This is a genomic window from Streptomyces regalis (assembly GCF_001509475.1).
GTDB lineage: Bacteria > Actinomycetota > Actinomycetes > Streptomycetales > Streptomycetaceae > Streptomyces > Streptomyces regalis.
Map to the genome: position 1 here is coordinate 29,263 of NZ_LLZG01000058.1, position 16,789 is coordinate 46,051.

At 72.0% G+C, this 16,789-nt stretch carries 12 protein-coding genes and 3 pseudogenes; 7 read left to right on the forward strand and 8 right to left on the reverse strand.

All coding sequences use genetic code 11. The features are described 5' to 3' along the window. Entirely contained in the window at window positions 1-237 is a 237-nt protein-coding gene (locus ADL12_RS10615) for a hypothetical protein (protein WP_062700905.1), read from the reverse strand. Window positions 238-351: 114 nt separating this feature from the next. Between ADL12_RS10615 and ADL12_RS10620 the strand changes: the two genes are divergently transcribed. From ADL12_RS10620 to ADL12_RS10640, 5 genes and pseudogenes are all read left to right on the forward strand, one after another. Beyond that, on the forward strand, window positions 352-1,398 hold the full coding sequence (locus ADL12_RS10620; RefSeq protein WP_062700907.1) for a PHP domain-containing protein: 1,047 nt from the start codon (window positions 352-354) through the stop codon (window positions 1,396-1,398). Window positions 1,399-1,451: 53 nt separating this feature from the next. Next, window positions 1,452-1,997 carry an HAD family hydrolase gene (locus ADL12_RS10625; protein ID WP_062700909.1) on the forward strand — a complete coding sequence of 182 codons (546 nt, stop codon included), beginning with the start codon at window positions 1,452-1,454 and terminating at the stop codon, window positions 1,995-1,997. Further along, window positions 1,994-3,129, forward strand: a pseudogene (locus ADL12_RS10630) (FUSC family protein). Before ADL12_RS10625 ends, ADL12_RS10630 begins: the two are co-directional and overlap by 4 nt. A 292-nt stretch (window positions 3,130-3,421) precedes the next feature. Then, the gene (locus ADL12_RS10635; RefSeq protein WP_062700911.1) at window positions 3,422-4,384 is read left to right on the forward strand and encodes an SDR family NAD(P)-dependent oxidoreductase; all 963 of its coding nucleotides are present in this window, start codon (window positions 3,422-3,424) and stop codon (window positions 4,382-4,384) included. 71 nt (window positions 4,385-4,455) lie between these two features. After that, window positions 4,456-5,509 (forward strand): annotated as a pseudogene (locus tag ADL12_RS10640) (SDR family oxidoreductase). Window positions 5,510-5,536: 27 nt separating this feature from the next. On the opposite strand, the pseudogene ADL12_RS10645 reads toward ADL12_RS10640, so the two are convergent. The 5 genes and pseudogenes from ADL12_RS10645 to ADL12_RS10665 all read right to left on the reverse strand — a co-directional run bounded on the left by ADL12_RS10645 (window position 5,537) and on the right by ADL12_RS10665 (window position 12,643). Continuing rightward, window positions 5,537-5,766 (reverse strand): annotated as a pseudogene (locus tag ADL12_RS10645) (hypothetical protein). A 72-nt stretch (window positions 5,767-5,838) separates the two neighbouring features. Further along, window positions 5,839-7,128 (reverse strand): ROK family transcriptional regulator, encoded by a 1,290-nt coding sequence (locus ADL12_RS10650; protein WP_062700913.1) that lies wholly within the window; start codon window positions 7,126-7,128, stop codon window positions 5,839-5,841. Between the two features lie 28 nt (window positions 7,129-7,156). Further along, entirely contained in the window at window positions 7,157-8,143 is a 987-nt protein-coding gene (locus tag ADL12_RS10655) for a phosphotransferase family protein (protein ID WP_062700915.1), read from the reverse strand. Window positions 8,144-8,166: 23 nt separating this feature from the next. Further along, on the reverse strand, window positions 8,167-11,331 hold the full coding sequence (locus ADL12_RS10660; protein WP_062700917.1) for a cytochrome P450: 3,165 nt from the start codon (window positions 11,329-11,331) through the stop codon (window positions 8,167-8,169). A gap of 490 nt (window positions 11,332-11,821) precedes the next feature. Continuing rightward, window positions 11,822-12,643 (reverse strand): lipase family protein, encoded by an 822-nt coding sequence (locus ADL12_RS10665; RefSeq protein ID WP_062700919.1) that lies wholly within the window; start codon window positions 12,641-12,643, stop codon window positions 11,822-11,824. 522 nt (window positions 12,644-13,165) lie between these two features. Between ADL12_RS10665 and ADL12_RS10670 the strand changes: the two genes are divergently transcribed. Further along, on the forward strand, window positions 13,166-13,762 hold the full coding sequence (locus ADL12_RS10670) for a PAS domain S-box protein (RefSeq protein WP_425265086.1): 597 nt from the start codon (window positions 13,166-13,168) through the stop codon (window positions 13,760-13,762). On the opposite strand, the gene ADL12_RS10675 is transcribed toward ADL12_RS10670, so the two are convergent. Next, window positions 13,693-14,616, reverse strand: coding sequence for a DUF3626 domain-containing protein (locus tag ADL12_RS10675; RefSeq protein ID WP_062700922.1), 924 nt, complete (start codon window positions 14,614-14,616; stop codon window positions 13,693-13,695). The genes ADL12_RS10670 and ADL12_RS10675 overlap by 70 nt on opposite strands. 102 nt (window positions 14,617-14,718) lie before the next feature. Here ADL12_RS10675 and ADL12_RS10680 point away from each other — a divergent pair, with 102 nt between their 5' ends. After that, a complete protein-coding gene (locus tag ADL12_RS10680) occupies window positions 14,719-15,213 on the forward strand; it encodes an FBP domain-containing protein (RefSeq protein WP_062700924.1) in 495 nt (164 codons plus the stop codon). 14 nt (window positions 15,214-15,227) lie between these two features. On the opposite strand, the gene ADL12_RS10685 is transcribed toward ADL12_RS10680, so the two are convergent. Then, window positions 15,228-16,559: an erythromycin esterase family protein gene (locus ADL12_RS10685; RefSeq protein ID WP_062701038.1), complete on the reverse strand. Its 1,332-nt coding sequence runs from the start codon at window positions 16,557-16,559 to the stop codon at window positions 15,228-15,230. Window positions 16,560-16,789: the final 230 nt, after the last annotated feature.

Genomic DNA, 16,789 nt, shown 5'->3' on the forward strand with positions numbered 1-16,789 from the left:
CTAGTGGTGGTGCCAGGTGAACTTGTCCCCGCCGACCCAGCGGACCACGTCCGGGTCGTCGAGGTCGTGGATCTTGATGCCGAAGGCGGCGGCGGCCTCCAGGACGTCGGTCACGGTCTTCGCCTGACCGACGACCTCACCGTCGATCTCCAGGATGCGGAACGGCGGCGTGCCCGGTTGAACCCCGAGCACCATGATCCGCGGATGTGAAATGTGCGGGCTCGCGATTTCGGTCATGCATAGAGCGTAGAGCGCAACCCGCGTCAACGGATCCTTCGGGCCGGGGCATCGAATCGGCCGCCCGTCGTGCGGCCCCGGTGAGCCTGGGGAACTCTGGAGGAGGAGGTGGCGATGGACCCCGTCGAGGCCCTGGAGCGGATCGCCTTCCTGCTGGAGCGGGCCCTGGCGCCGACGTACCGCGTCCGTGCCTTCCGGACGGCGGCCCACGTGCTGGCCCGGCTGCCCGAGGACGAGGTGCGCGAGCGGGCGGCGGGCGGGTCGCTGGAGTCGCTCAAGGGCGTCGGCCCGAAGACGGCCCAGGTGGTCCGGGAGGCGCTGGCGGGTGGGACGCCGGGCTATCTGGAGAAGCTGGAGGGCGAGGCCGAGGAGGCCACCGGGTCCGACGCCCGGGCCGGCGGGCGACTGCGGGCACTGCTGCGCGGGGACTGTCATCTGCACTCCGACTGGTCGGACGGCGGCAGCCCGATCGAGGAGATGGGGCGGACGGCGGCCGGGCTCGGACATGAGTGGGCGGCACTGACCGACCACTCCCCCCGGCTGACCGTCGCCCGCGGGCTGTCGGCCGACCGACTGCGCGAGCAGCTGGAGGTGGTGGCGGAGCTGAACGAGACCTGGGCTCCGTTCCGGCTGCTCACCGGCATCGAGTGCGACATCCTCGAGGACGGCTCGCTGGACCAGGAACCGGAGCTGCTGGAACGTCTGGACGTCGTGGTGGTGTCCGTGCACTCCAAGCTGCGCATGGAGGCCCCCGCGATGACGCGGCGCATGGTGAGCGCCGTACGCAATCCGCACGCGGACGTTCTGGGGCACTGCACGGGGAGGCTGGTGGCCGGGCGGGGTCGGCCCGAGTCGGAGTTCGATGCGGAGGAGGTGTTCGCCGCGTGCGCCGAGTCGGGCACGGCGGTGGAGATCAACAGCCGTCCGGAACGGCTGGACCCGCCGCGCCGGCTGCTGCGCAGGGCCGCCGACGCGGGCGTGCTGTTCTCGATCGACACCGACGCGCACGCGCCCGGTCAGCTGGACTGGCAGATCCTCGGGTGCGCCCGGGCGGAGGAGTGCGGGGTGCCTGCCGAGAGGGTGGTGACCACCTGGAGCCTGGAGGAACTGCTGGCCTGGACCCAAGAGGGCCGGACACCGACCCGAGTGGCGGGCGCCTGACGTGGTACTCGTGCGGCGCGAGAGGAACGACCCGCGCTGGAAAGGGGCGGTACATGCAACGGACGGCGGTGTTCGACGTCGACGGAACCCTCGTCGACACCAATCACCTCCACGTGACGACGTGGTGGGAAGCCTTCCGGCAGGCCGGACACCCGGTGCCGATGCACGCCGTCCACCGGGCCGTCGGACTCGGCTCGACCGACCTGATCGCCCACCTCCTCGGCCGTGTACGGGCAGTACTTCGACCGGCTGCCCCACTGGACCGCAACGGCTGGCAAGTCGTCCTCGCGACCTCGGCCGGGGGCGCGGAGCTGTCCGCGCTGCGCCGGGCGATCTCCGCGGACGACGCGATCACCGCCACCGCGAGCGCCGACGACGTCGAGGAGGGCAAGCCCGCACCGGAGCCCGTGGAGCACGCCCTGGAACTGGCCGGGGTGCCCGCCGAGCGCGCGGTCTTCGTCGGCGACACCGTGTGGGACATGCAGGCCGGGACCCGAGCCGGCGTGCGCTGTGTGGGCGTCCTGTGCGGCGGCATCCCCCGCGCCGACCTGCTGGACGCGGGCGCGCAGGCGGTCTACGCGGACACGCACACCGGATGACGCGTGTGACGGATGCGGGGCGTCGGCCTGCACGGCGGGGCTCCCGGACGGCGGAATCGATACGACAACGGGCGCTCGGTGCCCGCGTGGCCGACGCGCTACGGCTCGAAGGGCATGCCGTCGACAAGGCCGCCTGGCAGGGGCCGGGCCGGGAGCGGGACCTGGTCGTGCAGTCCCTCAAGGCGGCGGCTGCGGCGCTGCTCGCCTGGCTCGTGGCGAGCGTGTGGCTGGGCGATCCGATGGCCCTGATGGCGTCCTGGGTCGCTCTGATCCTGGTGCAGGCCACCGTGTACAGCTCACTGTTGCAGGCCGCGCAGCAGTTCGCGGCGATCTGTGCCGGGACCCTGCTCGCGTCCGCGGCGCCGGCGGTCACCGGGAGCACCCTGGGCGCGCTGGCCCTGTCAGTACCCCTGCTGATGCTGCTGGCCAACTGGCTGCGCTTCGGCGACCAGGGCGTCTTCGGCGCGACCACCGCGCTGTTCACCCTCGCCACGGGCGCCGCCGGGGCGTCCGCGGTCGGGCACCGGGTCGGGCAGGCGGCTCTCGGCGCGGTGATCGGCGTCGCCGTCAACGCGCTCGTGCTGCCGCCGATCCATCTGCGGGACGTACGGGAGCACCTGGCGGCGTTGGCGGAGGAGGCGGGGGACCTCCTGCACAGCGTGGCCGGGGACCTGCGGGACACCGAATGGAACGCACAGAGCGCGGCCGGCTGGTCGAGTGCCTCGGCGGGCCTGGAGCACCGTCTGGAGGCGCTGCGGTCCGCGCGTGCCTGGAGCCGGGAGAGCCTGCGGCTGACCGCCGGAGCGCTGCGCGGTGTCCGGCGTCCTCCCGGGCCGGCGACGGCCGTACGCCTCTGCCCCCCGACGGGCCGGCGCTGCACACGTACGCCCGGCTGCTGGAGCTGGTCGGCGACGCCTGCCACACGGTGAGCCGCCGACTGCTGGGGGCCGGCGGTGCCGCCCGTCCGGACGGTCGAACCGAGGCCGCGATGCTTCGGCTGCACGAGGACCTGCAGGACTGGCTGCGGGAGCACGCCGGGCAGGGGGCGGCCCGGGCGACGGTTCTCGGGACGCTGCTGCTGCAGGCCGAGAACGTGTGGAGCGAGACCGTTCCCGCAGGTCGGCGAGGGTGACGCAGATCACCTGAAATCGCCCGCTGTGCCGGAACACCGAATGGTCGTTGCCCGTTGAACAACGCGTGGGTGCGGATGGGACAGTGTCCCCGGGCTTCACCTTTTGCCCACAGGGACGATCGTTCGGCTGAAGCCCTGTGGAGCCTTTCGCCGAGAGGCGACCGCCATCCGCGCCCACCACAGACCGCCCCGACCGTGATTCCCCCGTCCCGGTCGGGGCTTTCTTCTGTGCGGGCGCGCCCTGACGGGTCGGCTTGACTTCGAGCGCGCTCCCATTCATAGCGTTCCGGACATGAGCACTGCACAGCACAAGATCGGTTCGGGGTTCGGCGCCCACAGCACCGCCGGCGACGTCCTCAGCGGCATCGACCTGTCCGGCAAGCTCGCGATCGTCACCGGCGGCTACTCGGGGCTCGGTCTGGAGACCACCCGTGCCCTCACCCAGGCCGGCGCGCGGGTCGTCGTTCCCGCCCGGCGTCCGGACACCGCGCGCGAAGCGCTCCAGGGGCTGGACGGTGTCGAGGTGGACGCGCTCGACCTCGGGGACCTGGAGAGCGTGCGCGCCTTCGCCGAGCGGTTCCTCGACTCGGGCCGCACGGTCGACTTCGTGATCGACAACGCCGGGATCATGGCCTGCCCCGAGACCCGGGTGGGACCCGGCTGGGAGGCGCAGTTCGCGACGAACCACCTCGGTCACTTCGCCCTGGTCAACCGCCTGTGGCCGGCCCTGGAGCCGGGCGGCGCGCGAGTCGTCTCCGTTTCCTCGGGCGGCCACCACCTGTCCGGCATCCGCTGGGACGACGTTCACTGGCAGCAGGCCTACGACAAGTGGGCGGCCTACGGGCAGGCCAAGACCGCGAACGTGCTGTTCGCCGTTCACCTGGACAGGCTCGCCAAGGGCTCCGGCGTCCGCGCCTTCGCCCTCCACCCGGGCGCCATCCTCACGCCGCTCCAGCGCCACATGGCCAAGGAGGAGATGGTGGACCGCGGCTGGATCGACGAGGACGGCACCCCGTTGAACCCCGAGGGCTTCAAGACCCCGCAGCAGGGCGCCGCCACGCAGGTGTGGGCGGCGACCTCGCCTCAGCTGGCCGGTCTGGGCGGCTTGTACCTGGAGGACTGCGAAGTGGCCGAGCCCGCCCCCGCGGACGGCGCGATGCGCGGCGTGAAGGACTGGGCGATCGATCCGGAGCAGGCCGCCCGCCTGTGGACGCTGTCGGCGGAGCTCACCGGTGTGAACGCGTTCGCCGTGTAGGGGGCCCGGAGCGTGCGCGCGCCGCGGACGGGTACCCGGGCGCCCGTCCCCGTCTTCGGGAGGAGCCGCAGGTGAGCAGCGAAGCGGCCCGCAGGATCGTGGTCACCGGTGCCACGGGCAACGTCGGAACGAGTGTGGTGCGGCTCCTGTCGGAGGATCCGGAGGTCGGCTCCGTGCTGGGGCTGGCCCGCCGGATGCCCGACTGGTCGCCGCCGAAGACGGACTGGGCGGCGGTCGACCTGGCCTCCGTGCAGGCCGACCTGGCGACCATGTTCGAAGGTGCCGACGCCGTCATCCATCTGGCCTGGGCGTTCCAGCCCACGCACGATCCGGCGACGACCTGGCGCACGAACGTGCTGGGCGGCATCCGGGTCTTCGAGGCGGTGGCCGCGGCAAAGGTGCCGACACTGGTGCACGCGTCGTCGGTGGGCGCGTACTCGCCGGGGCCGAAGGAGCACGCCGTGGACGAGTCGTGGCCGACACACGGCTGGCCCGACGCCGCGTACTGCCGGGAGAAGGCCTACCTGGAGCGGACGCTGGACACCTTCGACCGGGCCCACCCCAGGGTGCGGGTGGTGCGGATGCGGCCGGCGTTCCTGTTCAAGCGGGAGTCGGCGAGCGAGCAGCGCCGTATCTTCGGCGGCCGCTTCCTGCCGGGGCCCCTGGCGCGCCCGGAGCTGCTGCCGTTCCTGCCCGACATCCCGGGACTGCGGGTGCAGGCCCTGCACACCGACGACGCGGCCTCGGCGTATCAGCTGGCCGTGAAGTCCGACGTCCGCGGCGCGTTCAACCTCGCGGCGGAGCCCCCGGTCGATGCGGGGCTGCTCGGCCAGATGCTCGGCGCCCGCCCGGTCCGGCTCCCCCGTACGGCGGCCCGCTCGGCGATCGCCGCCGCGTGGGGGCTGCACCTGCTGCCCCCACGCGGCGGAGCCGCATATTGACACAGCCCCACACCTGTTCGACGCGGTGCTCAGACTGCCGCTGATGGACTGCACGCGCGCGCGTACGGAACTGGGCTGGCGCCCGCAGCGCACGGCGCCCGAGGTGCTGGACGAGTTCCTGCAATGCCTGCAGCGCGGCGAGGGAGCGCCGACGGAGCCGATGCGGGGCCGCAAGGTGGGCTGACCCGCGCCCCGCCCAGGTCAGGGCGGATCAGCCGGACGGCTCCTCGGGCTCCGGATGTTCCGGGTGGACCGGGCTGCACCCTGCCGGCCCGTGCCCGCCTCGTCCGTGTCGGGGACGTCGTCCGCTTCGGTGCTGTCGTCCGCGGGCTCGACGGCGACCTCCCACGGGTCCTCGCCCGGGTTCGCCTGCTGGTCCGGCAGGTCCCGCGGCACGGGCTCGCCGTTCTCGTCCGGCGTCGCACGACGGTCGTCGGCCATGGTGCACCTCCCTCGCGTCGTCCCAGGTCGTTCGTGAGCCCCGCGAGTACCGTTCCCACCACCTGCGAAACCTCAGGTCGCGACCCGCTCCGCCAGGGCCGTGCGCCAGGCGGGCGCCGGGCTCTCGGGGACGGGCTCGGCGCGGCGGCCGCCGCGTGCGAAGAAGTCGGCGAGCGGCAGGATCGCGGCACCGACGGTGACCGCGTCCGGGCCGAGCCTGCCCAGGTCGACGGTGACTTTCCCGGCCGGATGCCGCAGGGCGTACGCGGCCGCGTGCCGGCGTACGACGGGCAGGAGGTGGGCGCCGAGCCGGAGACCGGCCCAGCCGCCGATCAGGATGCGCTCGGGCTGGAAGAGGTTGATCAGGTCGGACAGGCCCGCGCCCACGTACTCGGCCGTCTCCTCCAGTACGGCGAGCGCCACCGGGTCGGCCGCACCGCCCTCGGGCGGATAGGCGCCGGTCAGCATCGCGGCCAGCGCGGTCTCCTCGTCGGCGCCCTCCGGCAGGCTCCCGCCCTCCTCGCGCCAGCGTCCCAGCAGCGACTCGGCGCCCGCGTACGCCTCCAGGCAGCCGAGCGCTCCGCAGCGGCAGCGGCGCCCCCTGACCCGTACCGTCAGATGCCCCCACTCCACCGCCCGCCCGTGCTCCGCCTCGGGCGTGACCAGACAGGCGCCGACGCCGGAGCCGAACAGCACGACGACCGCGCTGCGGGCGCCGCGTCCGCCGCCGAACCACATCTCGGCCTGGCCGAGGGTCCTGGCGCCGTTGTCGATGAAGTACGGGACGGCGTCCGGGAGTTCGGAGCCGTCACGCAGGAGCTGCTCCAGCGGTACCGCGTCCCAGCCGATCGTCTGCCCGTGCACCAGGGCACCGAGCCGCGGCGTGTGCTCGATGATCCCGGGGACGCCGATGCCGACGCCGAGGAGCCGCTCGGGCCCGATACCGGCTGCCGCGAGCGCCTCGGCGACGCCGTCGCGCACATGGCCGACGATGCCTTCGACCTCGTACCGCTGCTGCGCCAGAGGCCGTTCGGCACGGGCGAGTTCGGTCAGGGTCAGGTCGAACAGCCCGATCCGCACCCGGGTCTCGCCGACGTCGACGCCGATCATGTGACCGCTGCCGGGAGCCACGCGCAGGAGGATGCGGGGGCGGCCGCCGTCGGAGTCGACGCTGCCGGCCTCCTCGACCAGGCCGTCGGCGATCAGCTCGGCGACGACGTTGCTGATGGAACCGGAGCTGAGCCCGGTCGCCGGGCCGAGTTCGAAGCGGCTGAGGGGGCCGTCGAAGTAGAGGCGCTGCAGTACGGCCGTACGGTTGCCGCGTCTGAGGTCCCGTACCGTGCGCCCGTTCCGCCCCGCCATGCGGCTCCCTTCCCCGGGCCCTCAAGATCTAAGCAGTCTGGGCGAGTTCCTCGATCTCGTCCAGCGCTGCCACGAGTTCCGGCGCGACCACCGCCTGGACCCAGCGTTCCTCGTCGACGTCGACCGCTCGCGGGACCGTCTCGGTGAGCATGATCAGGTAGAGGTAGGCGCGGTACAGGGCCAGTCGCAGGCGGGCCGGGACATCGAACTCGGCCCGGCCGCCCGCCTCCCGGTAGCCCGCCAGGAACGCTTCGTCCTTCCTGATGTCCCCGAGCAGTGCCAGGGAGACGAAGTCTGCGAGGGGGTCGCCCCAGAACATCCGCTCGCCGTCGATGAGCCCGCCGATGCGGGGTTCCTGGTCTGCCGTGCGGTCCAGCAGGATGTTCCCGTCCCACAGGTCGAAGTGGACCAGTGCGGGGACCGTGACCTCGTCGAGCGCGGGGTAGGCGGGCCGGAGCATGCGCGCCACCTGGTCGGCGGAGCGGGGCAGCCGGGCCTCGTAGTCCCGGGCGTCGTCCAGGACGGCCTCGGTCATGGCGGTGAACGCGGTCCGCCAGTCGGGCGCGAGCGGGCCGAGGGCGTCGGAGGGGTAGCCGAAGCCCGGCCCGGTCACCGTGTGCAGACGGGCCACCTGACGGCCCAGCTCCCGGCGCAGCGGGGCCCTTTCGGCTTCGGGGAGCGAGCCGTTCCAGGGCTCGCCGGGGCAGGCCGTCATCAGCAGATGCGGTACGGCGGCCTTCTCGTCGACCACCACGACGTGCGGCGCCTGGACACCGGCCCCGGCGGCCCCGCGGTAGAACTCCGCCTCGGAGGTCAGCAGGCCGCGCTCGTAGCGCAGGCCCGGGACGGTGGACGCGGGCGGGACCTTGAGGATGTAGCGGCTGCCGTCGATGAGGAGGAGTTCCTCGACGGTGTTGTACGTGCCGCCGCTCAGGGGCCGGACCCCGGCAAGCAGGCCGGGGTCGAGGCGCGCGCCCTTCAGTACGCGCCGAGCCCAGTTCCAGGAGTCCGTCAACGTACCGCCCCGTTCTCGCTGTGTCAGCCCGCGGCGTACACGTCCTCCACGTAACGCCCCTCCCGCACCAGTCCGTCGAGCCACTGCTCGGCGGCCGCCTCACCGGCGCCCGGCGTGCGGTCCCGGAACAGGGTACGGAACGCTTCCCGCACCCCGGGTGCCATTTTCGAACCGTCGCCGCAGACATACACCCGCGCGCCCGCACCGAGCAGCCCCCAGACCTCGTCGGCCTCGGCGGCGATGCGGTGCTGGACGAAGGTCACGCCGTCCTGCGGGGCGGCGCTGAAGGCGGGGCGCAGCGAGACCGCACCGGCGGCCTCGGCGGCGCGCAGTTCCTCGGCGTGCAGGAAGTCGGCGTCGGGGGCGTCGCAGCCGAAGTAGCAGAGACCGGGGGCCAGTTCGGCGCCGGCAGCTCGTGCCGCCGCACGGTCGGCGATGGCCCCGCGGAACGGGGCGAGGCCCGTGCCCGCCGCGACCATGACGACCGGTGCGGAGCCGTCGATCCGGAAGACCTCCCGGCACGGCTGCACCCGGGCATACACCGTGTCGCCGGGCTGGACGGCCGTGAGGTGTCCGGATCCGGTGCCCCGGTAGAGGCCGCCCTTACCGGAGCGGGCCGGTGCCTCCAGCAGGGACACCATCAGGTCCGCGTGGCCGGGGTCGAGGGCGGGCGAGGAGGAGATGGAGTAGTGGCGGGGGCGCAGCGGGGTGAGGAGGTCGAGCAGCGTCGGCCAGTCCAGGGCGCCCTGCAGGGCCGGGAAGTCCTCGATCACCTCTACGAGGGTGCGCGGATCGTCGGTCAGGTTCGCCAGCGCCATGCGCTCCGGCGGGCACGGGTTGGCGGCGGCAAGCGTGGACAGCTGGGTGGCGCTCGGGCGCTCCTGCAACTCGACGTGATGGGTGAGGAGTTGGCGTACCGTCAGGGGCCGGTCGACCGAGAGGCCGTCCCGGCGGGGGCGGGTGGCCCGGATGTCCAGGACGGTGTCGAGGTCGATGCCGAGTGCGGCCGCGGTTCGCTCGACCAAGGCCGGCGCGTTGGCGGGCAACACGGTGAGGTGGTCGGCGGTGCGGTAGGTGACGCCTTCCGGGAGGGCGAGGCGGACGAAGCGCCTGCGGCGGGGGTGGCCGGGTGCGGTGAGGTCGTAGGCCTCGGTGACCGTCATCGGGACGAGGCCGTGCCGTTCGGCGAGGGCGTCCAGGGGGCCACCGGTCAGGATACGGACCTCGTACGCCGTCGTGGGCTCACCCTCGGCCGCGGCGGTGGCGTCCGGGTCGCCGTACTGCTCCAGCAGCGCCGTGCGGAGCCGGGCCGTGAAGTCCCGTATCGCGCCGGTCAGATCGCCGGAGGCGTCGGCGGCGGCGCGGTCGGTCAGGCGGGTGGCGCCGAGTGCGGCGAGGCGGTCGTCGAAGCGGGTCGGGACGTGCTGGTAGGTGGCGGCCCAGTTGCGGTCGCCGACGCCGAGGACCGCGTAGGTGATGTCCGTGGCGTCGGCGGCCTCCTCCAGCCAGGCGGCGAAGGCAGTGGCGTCGTCGGTGGGGCGGCCGTTGTAGGAGGCGGCGGTGATCACGACCGGGCGGTCGGTGGGCAGGGCACCGGCGTAGTCGTCGAGGGCCGCGACCTGCGTCTCGCAGCCGATCGCGGCGGCCTCGTTGGCGAGTTGGGCGGCGAAGTCGCGGCAGGTGCCGTAGTTGCTGCCGTGCAGAAACAAGGCGCTGGTGCCGGGGCGGACGCGGGCGGGGAGGGCAGCCGTGTCGAGCACGGCCTGCGTGGCCGCGGGGGCGGCGCCGGGCAGCGGAGTGTGGACGCGGTCGGCGGGCGTGCGCGGGGCCAGGGTCAGGGTGAAGCCGTCGGGCTTGAGGGTGAGGGTCTCCTTGATGGTGAGGCGGTAGTCGGCGTGGTCCTGCAGCCGGTAGCGGTGGACCAGCATCGCCAGCAGCATGGTCGCCTCGTGCAGCGCGAACTGCCGCCCGATGCAGGCGCGTTCACCGGTGCCGAACGGCTTGAAGGCGTGCACCGAGCGCGCCGCCTCGGCCTCGGGTGTGAAGCGGGTGGGGTCGAACAGCTCGGGGTTGTCGCCCCAGACGGGCTGCCGGTGCAGCATCGGGGCGAGGACGGTGACGGACTGCCCGGCACGCAACGGGATGCGGCCACCGAGCATCGTGTCCTGAAGGGCATGCCGGCTGAAGGCGGCGGCCGTGGGCCACAGCCGCAGCGCCTCGTTGAGGACCTGGCGGGTGTACGTCAGCTTGCCGACCTCGTCGTACGTCGGCTCGGGGTCGGTCCGCTCACCCCACAGCTCGTCGACCTCGCGCTGCACGAGCTGGAGTGCCGTCGGGTGCTTGGCGAGGCAGTACAGCGCGAAGGACATCGCGCCGGAGGTCGTCTCGTGGCCGGCGATCAGGAAGGTGATGACCTGGTTGCGGATGTTGGCGGCGTCGAGGGTGCTGCCGTCCCGCGGGTGCTCGGCGGAGAGCATGAGGCCGAGGAGGTCCTCGGCGTCACGCTGGTCGGTGCCGGCGCGGGAGGCGATGACGTCGTCGACGACCTGGGCGAGATAGGCGGCGTCGTCCCGGAAGGCCGCGTCGGCCGCGGAGTGGTCCTGGCCCGGGACGCGGGCCAGGCGGTTCATGCTCCACTCCAGGCACCGCACCATCGACTCCACGAAGGGATGCGGCTCGGCCCGCTCGAAGGACCCGAAGTCATAGCCGAAGCCGGCCAGCCCGATGGTGTCGAGGGTCATGCGGGTCATGTCGTCGGGGACGTTCACAGGCCGTCCGGCGCGGGCGTCACGGTCCCAGGACGCGATGAGCCGCTGTGCCACCTTCAGCATCACGGGGTGGTAGGTGCGCATCGAGCCGAGCGCGAAGGCGGGCATGAGGATGTCGTGCGCTCTGGCCCAGTTCGATTCGTCGTTGTACGCCGTGAACAGCCCGTCGGCGGCGAACTCCCGCACGTTCTCCAGGGCGGGCCCGACGTGCTTGGCGAACCGCTTCTCGTCCGCGAGATCGGCCACCAGGTCCAGGTCGGCGGCGAACAGCGCGTCCCGCCCGTGCAACCGCCGCACGAGCACCGGCCCATGCTCCCGCATCAGCTCCATGAGCTGCTGGATCGGGGTACGGCCGGGTCCTACGGCGGTGATGTCGACGACGGGGACGCCGGGGAGAGTGTCGATGGTCCGCGGGTGCAAATCGGTGGGGGCATGGCGCGACAACTGCCTTTCGCGGTACGGGAGTACTGCGCTCCAGCGTGATCGACGCGCCCCGGCCGCCCGCACCCCGGCACTACATGATTGTGCAGTCGAAAGCGGCCCACAGGGCTTGTGTGAGCCCGTAGGACCGCTCAACGTCCAGGTCAAAGGCTCCGAGTCCGCCGTCTCACACGCAGTCTGTGAGACATGTGTGAGACGGCGACGGCCCCGGAAGGTGAAGCCATCAGCGCCCCTTTGGGCTCTCCCCACCGACCCCGGACAGCGCGACGCCGTCCCGGATGAGAACGCCATCATGCAGAGCCTGCAATGGCGGTGGTGTTCCTGGCACTGATGGGCGGTGCACTCGGGCCAGTGTTCATGACCACCCAGAACGCCATGCTGCTGCTGACCGCCGGGGCGTGCGCGGTGCTGTTCGGCGGGCGGAACGAAGCCAGCCGCAGACCTGCTGGCCCTGACGGTGTTTGCGGAGTCAGGCGAGGTTACCTTCCAGTGCGGTGAGGTAGCTGTCGATGAAGTGGTCGCGGATGCCGTCTCCGGTCGGGGTGAAGGCAGCCGTCGTCAGGCCCTGGGCACGGTCGGTCAGGCCGCCGAGGAAAGACGGGGTGGTCGCACGTACCTTTCCGCTGGAGTCGATGTGGCGTAGGACGTCCACGTGTTGGAAGGGGGGCTCCGGCGGCAGCAGTGGGACGACATCGTTGTTGTTGACAAACCGGAACAGGCGGTTCTTGAACGCCTTGTTGCATGCGGCGGCCAGCTTGCTGTCGCAGGTGCGGGGCTGGCCGAAGGTGTAGACGCCGTCCGCCAGCAGTTGGGGGTCCTCCAGGTAGAGGCGGCAGCCGGCAAGCATGGCCAGTGCCCCGCCGAGGCTGTGGCCGGTCAACCAGAGGGTCTGGCCGTTGTCGTGGAACTCAGCGAGGGCGTCCTTGACCTTCGGGAAGACGGAGTCGAGGGCCTCGGCGAAGCCGTAGTGGACCATGCCGGTGTCCGCAGGTCCGGGACAGGGCGGTGTGGTGGCGTCGGTGAGCCAGTCTCGGATATTGGCGGGCTCGGTGCCGCGGAACGCGGTGATGACCATGTGTTCGTTGGCGGCTGTGTAGGCCTGGGTGTCCTGCAACGGGAAGGGCGGGGTGAACGTGGTGTGGTGGTGGCGGACCCGGTCGAAGCCCCAGTCCCGCAGTTGCTGGTCGATGATGGCCTCGTCCTTGTAGGCCAGGTCGGAGGCGCGGGCGAGCCAGTAGGCGTGGGTGAGGCTGTAGCCGGTGGCACGGTGGTCGATCGGGGGAACGGGCATGGCGGTCGCCTCCTACGAGTCGCAGCGAGCAGGTGGCCGAGTGGCGTGATCGTTTTCTTCCTATCCGCTGTTCCGTGGGCGGGCGCGCGTCAGAAGCCGATCTTCACTCGAAAAGATCCAGCAGGTGTTGTTCCGGGGACAGGGAACTTCGCCCGCCTGGTCTGTGTGGGCGCGTTCGCCCGTCCTACGTGTCTGGACACATTCGCCGCGCAGGTCGTCGCCAAGGGCGTCAAGATCGAGGCAGGCAGCGCCCTGACGACGCGTGACCTGCGATTGCCACGCCTACAAGTTGATGGCCAGGCTCGGGCTGCGGCGGGTGAGGCTGTACGACCCCCGGCACAGTTGCCTGTCGTACGGGGCTCATGGTGCGGCGCTCAGGCAGGGATGATGCACACCGCGTGTGAGAAATTTGCACTACATGATTGTTCAGTCCATGGATGTGCGTCACTCTTGCGCCGAGGGACCGGAGGTGCTGTGGACTGGGCTCGGCCCGAGGCCGTGGTGTGGCGCAACCGCGCCCTGATGGTCTTCGACCGCGTCTCGGTGCCGATTGCGGTCTGCGATGTGTACGGCGCGGTTCTGCTGGCCAATCCGGCCATGGCGGCGGAATGCGGTACGACCCCGGGGCGGCTGCGCGGCCAGGACGTACTCGAACTGTTCCGGCCGCAGGAGGCGACGCAGGTGGAGCGCATCGCCGAGGCGCTGCGGCTGCGGCACCGGTCGCGGTACCAGGTGTCGGTGCGCTGGCAGGCGCCCGGCGGTGCGGAGCGGTACGGAGAGCTGACGGCGGACCCGGTGAGCGACACCGTGGAGGAGACGCCGGCACTGCTGGTGATGCTCCGCGTCCTGGGAGAGCGCGAGGCACATGAGCGCAGGCCCGTGAGCATGGCGCCCGTCGAGACACGCATCCTGGCGCTGCTCGCCGGGGGCGCCACCACCGCGCAGGCCGCCCGGGAGACCGGCCTCACCGTCGACGGCGTGAACTACCACCTGCGGCGCCTGTCGGCACGGTGGGGCGCGGCGAACCGCACGGAGTTGGTGGCCAGGGCCTATGCGCTGGGGGTCTTGGCTCCCGGGGTGTGGCCGCCGGCGCCGGCCGCCTCGGAGGGACCCGAGTAGGCGGTCCCGGCCCCCTCGGGCGCGCCGAAGCGGGCGAGGGTGTGCCACACCATCTTCAGGTCCTGGAGCTCATGACGGCCGGTGCGGGCGGCGTCGCCGATGACGCGCGGGTCGATGCGGCCGTCCTCGGCGATGCGGGCGCCGAGATCGGCGTACTCCTGGCCGCGGTAGTCGGCGTGGCGGTGCAGGTCTGCCACGGTGAGACGGTAGCCGGGGTGCCACTCGACCGGGAACGGCAGCAGACGGGCCGCGGTCTCGACGGGCGTGCCGCGGTAGCACGCGTCCAGGACGACGGCCTCCACGTCGCGGGCGAGGACGACGCCGCCGTGGACCTGCGCCTCGATGTAGTCGTTGAGCGCGTCCTGCTCGTCGGCCTCGGCGAGTGCGAGGAGGTGCATGTCGGCCGCCACTGCGAAGTCGGTCGGTTCGGCGGCACTGTCGGGGTAGCAGAAGGTGGCGCGGGCGAGTGCCGCACCGGTCAGCCGGAAGTGCGAGGAGCCGAACCGCGGGGCGGCGCCCACCACTTGCCGGCGGAAGTTCAGCGCGCCGTACACGGGCCGATCGTGCGCGGCCGCGTCGTCGTACGCCCCGCCGAAGATCCGGCTCTCCCAGCGCCAGCGGTCACCGCCGGGGTGGGCGGTGAGCCCGCCGTTGCTGGTGCCGGTGACGAACTGCGAGTGGTAGGCGCCGTCCTCGGCCAGCGCACGCAGGATCGGCACGCCCCGCACGAGCCGGTCCGGGTGGAAGTTGAGGGTGATGCGCACGTCGGGGTCGAGGGCAGGCCCCGTGGACGAGGCCGCGACATGCCGCAGTGCCGCCCGGGCCCGAGGTGACCCGACAGGGCCGAAATTCACTGGCTCCCCCTCATCAAGCTGCCTACCCTAGCCATGAACCTAGACACCCTAGGTTTTACGGAAGCCGAACCGACCCAATGCCCGTACACCCCGGAGACTCCCATGAAGCCACTCACCGAGCAGGACATCCGCAACTCTTTCATCAACTGCTCGAAAGGGGAGGCCAAGCGCCTGTCCCTCCCCCGCGATCTCGACGAACGTCCGTGGGACGACCTCGACTTCCTCGGCTGGCGGGATCCAGGAGCCCCCGATCGCAGCTATCTGGTCACCGAGCGGGACGCGCGCCCGGTGGGTGTCACCCTCCGCTTCCCGTCCTCGCAGCGCGGTTTCCTGCACCGCAGCATGTGCTCCCTGTGTCTGACGACCCATTCGGGCGGCGGCGTCTCGCTGATGACGGCCCGCAAGGCGGGGACGGCCGGCCGTGAGGGCAACTCGGTCGGCCTCTACATGTGCACCGACCTCGCCTGTTCGCTGTACGTCCGCGGCAAGAAGATCCCGGAGCCCGGCGGCCGCTTCGAGGAGAGCCTGACGCTGGAGGAGCAGATCGCCCGCACCACGGGCAATCTCACCGCCTTCCTCGACAAGCTGTACGCCTGACGGGCACCGGGCGGCTACCGGTCCCGTAGCCGCGCCGCCTCCACCCGGTGCAGATGGATCAGGACGTCGTAGCTGCGGGCGAGCGCGATGTCGTGCGGGCCGTCGGGGTAGGCGGTGCCGATGCTGCGCGTCGGCCGCGCCTGCCGCAGCCAGTCACGGGCCGGAGATCCGGCGGCCCGCAGGTCGAGCACGTAGTCACGGTGCCGCACCCGGTCGAGTGTCCGCTCGTTGCTCCCCGGCCCCGCCGGGCCGAGTGTCCAGTGGCGGACGGCGTCGTCGTCCCAGCCGGTGGCGTTGAACGAGCCGCGGTCGAAGGTCAGACCCACGCTCACATAGCCCGCGCCCAGGAGGCCGCGCAGGAACGCACCCTGCACCTTCGGGTTCTCGGCGGGTTCCTCCGGCACGTATCCGACGTGGTTGTTGTGCGCCGAGAGCAGCACCTTGGTGCCGGTGTGCCGCTGCCACCACACCACGTTGGCGGCCATCACCCCGTCGCGGTAGCGCATGGCCTCGGCGATCTGTGCGGGGTCCTCGATGTCGAAGGCGTACTGCCGGGCGGTCCGGTCGATCACCGTCGCGTGCTGGACGGCCCAGTCGTACGCCTCCCGGTCGGCGCCCGGAGCCTGCCGCTTCAGCAGCTGAAGCGCCTTGCCCGTGCGGTCCGCCCGCTCCTCGCGTTCGGCGTACGGCAGGCTCAGGTACTGCTCGATGTACGCCCCGGTCGGCACGGTGGGCCGCAGTCCGCGGTAGAGCTCGGCGAGGCGGGCGCTCAGCCCGGGAGCGGCGTCGGCCGCATAGTCCTCGACGGCGTCGTACAGCTCGGGTCCGGTCCAGGCGACGTCGTCGCCCATGAAGCGGACGGGGTCGCCGGGGTGGCGGACGTTGTACGCACGCATCCACTCCACGAGCCGCAGATAGTCGGTGTTGTTCCACAACTGGTAGTCCCGCTGGAACTCCTCGCGCATGATGCGCCGCGGATCGCCCTTGCCGTACAGCACATGGTCGTTGAGGCGCAGGCCGGTGCTCCAGGGGGCCTCCAGGGCGAAGGTGCGAAAGCCCTTTTCCTCGACGAGGCGCTGGAAGACGCGGTGCTTGAGGGCGAAGAAGTCGTGCGAGCCGTGGGTGGCCTCGCCCAGGCCGACGACCCGGGCGCCGCCGATCATCCGGTCCAGGGGACGCAGATCGCCGGTGGCGCCGCCCGGTTCGACGGTCCGCAGAGGGTGGGCGGCGCGGTCGAGTGCCCCGACGACCGTGGAGGCCGGTGCCGCCGTGGCCGGGATGCCGGTCGTCAGGGCGGCGAGGATGATGAACAGGGTCAGCACCAACCCGGTCGGATGCCGTTTCATGATCCAAGGCTTGCGCTTAGAGCCGGCGGGGACCATACGGCGGTCCTCCGTCCCCGGGTGCGGACAACCACGGGGTGACGGCGGGGGTTTTCCTCAGCCCTCGGGGCCGGCCCCGGTCGGACGCCCGGCCTCGCGCAGGTGTCGACGATCACCAGCCCAGCCCCTTGCCGTACTGCGGCGCAGCGATCAATCTGGGGGCCTTGCGGACGGTTACGTTCCGCAATCAGGGT

Coding starts and splice junctions, on each gene's coding strand:
- ADL12_RS10615 (WP_062700905.1), bottom strand. CDS start 237: ATGACCGAAATCGCGAGCCCGCACATTTCACATCCGCGGATCATGGTG.
- ADL12_RS10650 (WP_062700913.1), bottom strand. CDS start 7,128: ATGGCGGGGCGGAACGGGCGCACGGTACGGGACCTCAGACGCGGCAAC.
- ADL12_RS10685 (WP_062701038.1), bottom strand. CDS start 16,559: ATGAAACGGCATCCGACCGGGTTGGTGCTGACCCTGTTCATCATCCTC.
- ADL12_RS10625 (WP_062700909.1), top strand. CDS start 1,452: ATGCAACGGACGGCGGTGTTCGACGTCGACGGAACCCTCGTCGACACC.
- ADL12_RS10665 (WP_062700919.1), bottom strand. CDS start 12,643: ATGCCCGTTCCCCCGATCGACCACCGTGCCACCGGCTACAGCCTCACC.
- ADL12_RS10620 (WP_062700907.1), top strand. CDS start 352: ATGGACCCCGTCGAGGCCCTGGAGCGGATCGCCTTCCTGCTGGAGCGG.
- ADL12_RS10635 (WP_062700911.1), top strand. CDS start 3,422: ATGAGCACTGCACAGCACAAGATCGGTTCGGGGTTCGGCGCCCACAGC.
- ADL12_RS10680 (WP_062700924.1), top strand. CDS start 14,719: ATGAAGCCACTCACCGAGCAGGACATCCGCAACTCTTTCATCAACTGC.
- ADL12_RS10670 (WP_425265086.1), top strand. CDS start 13,166: ATGGTCTTCGACCGCGTCTCGGTGCCGATTGCGGTCTGCGATGTGTAC.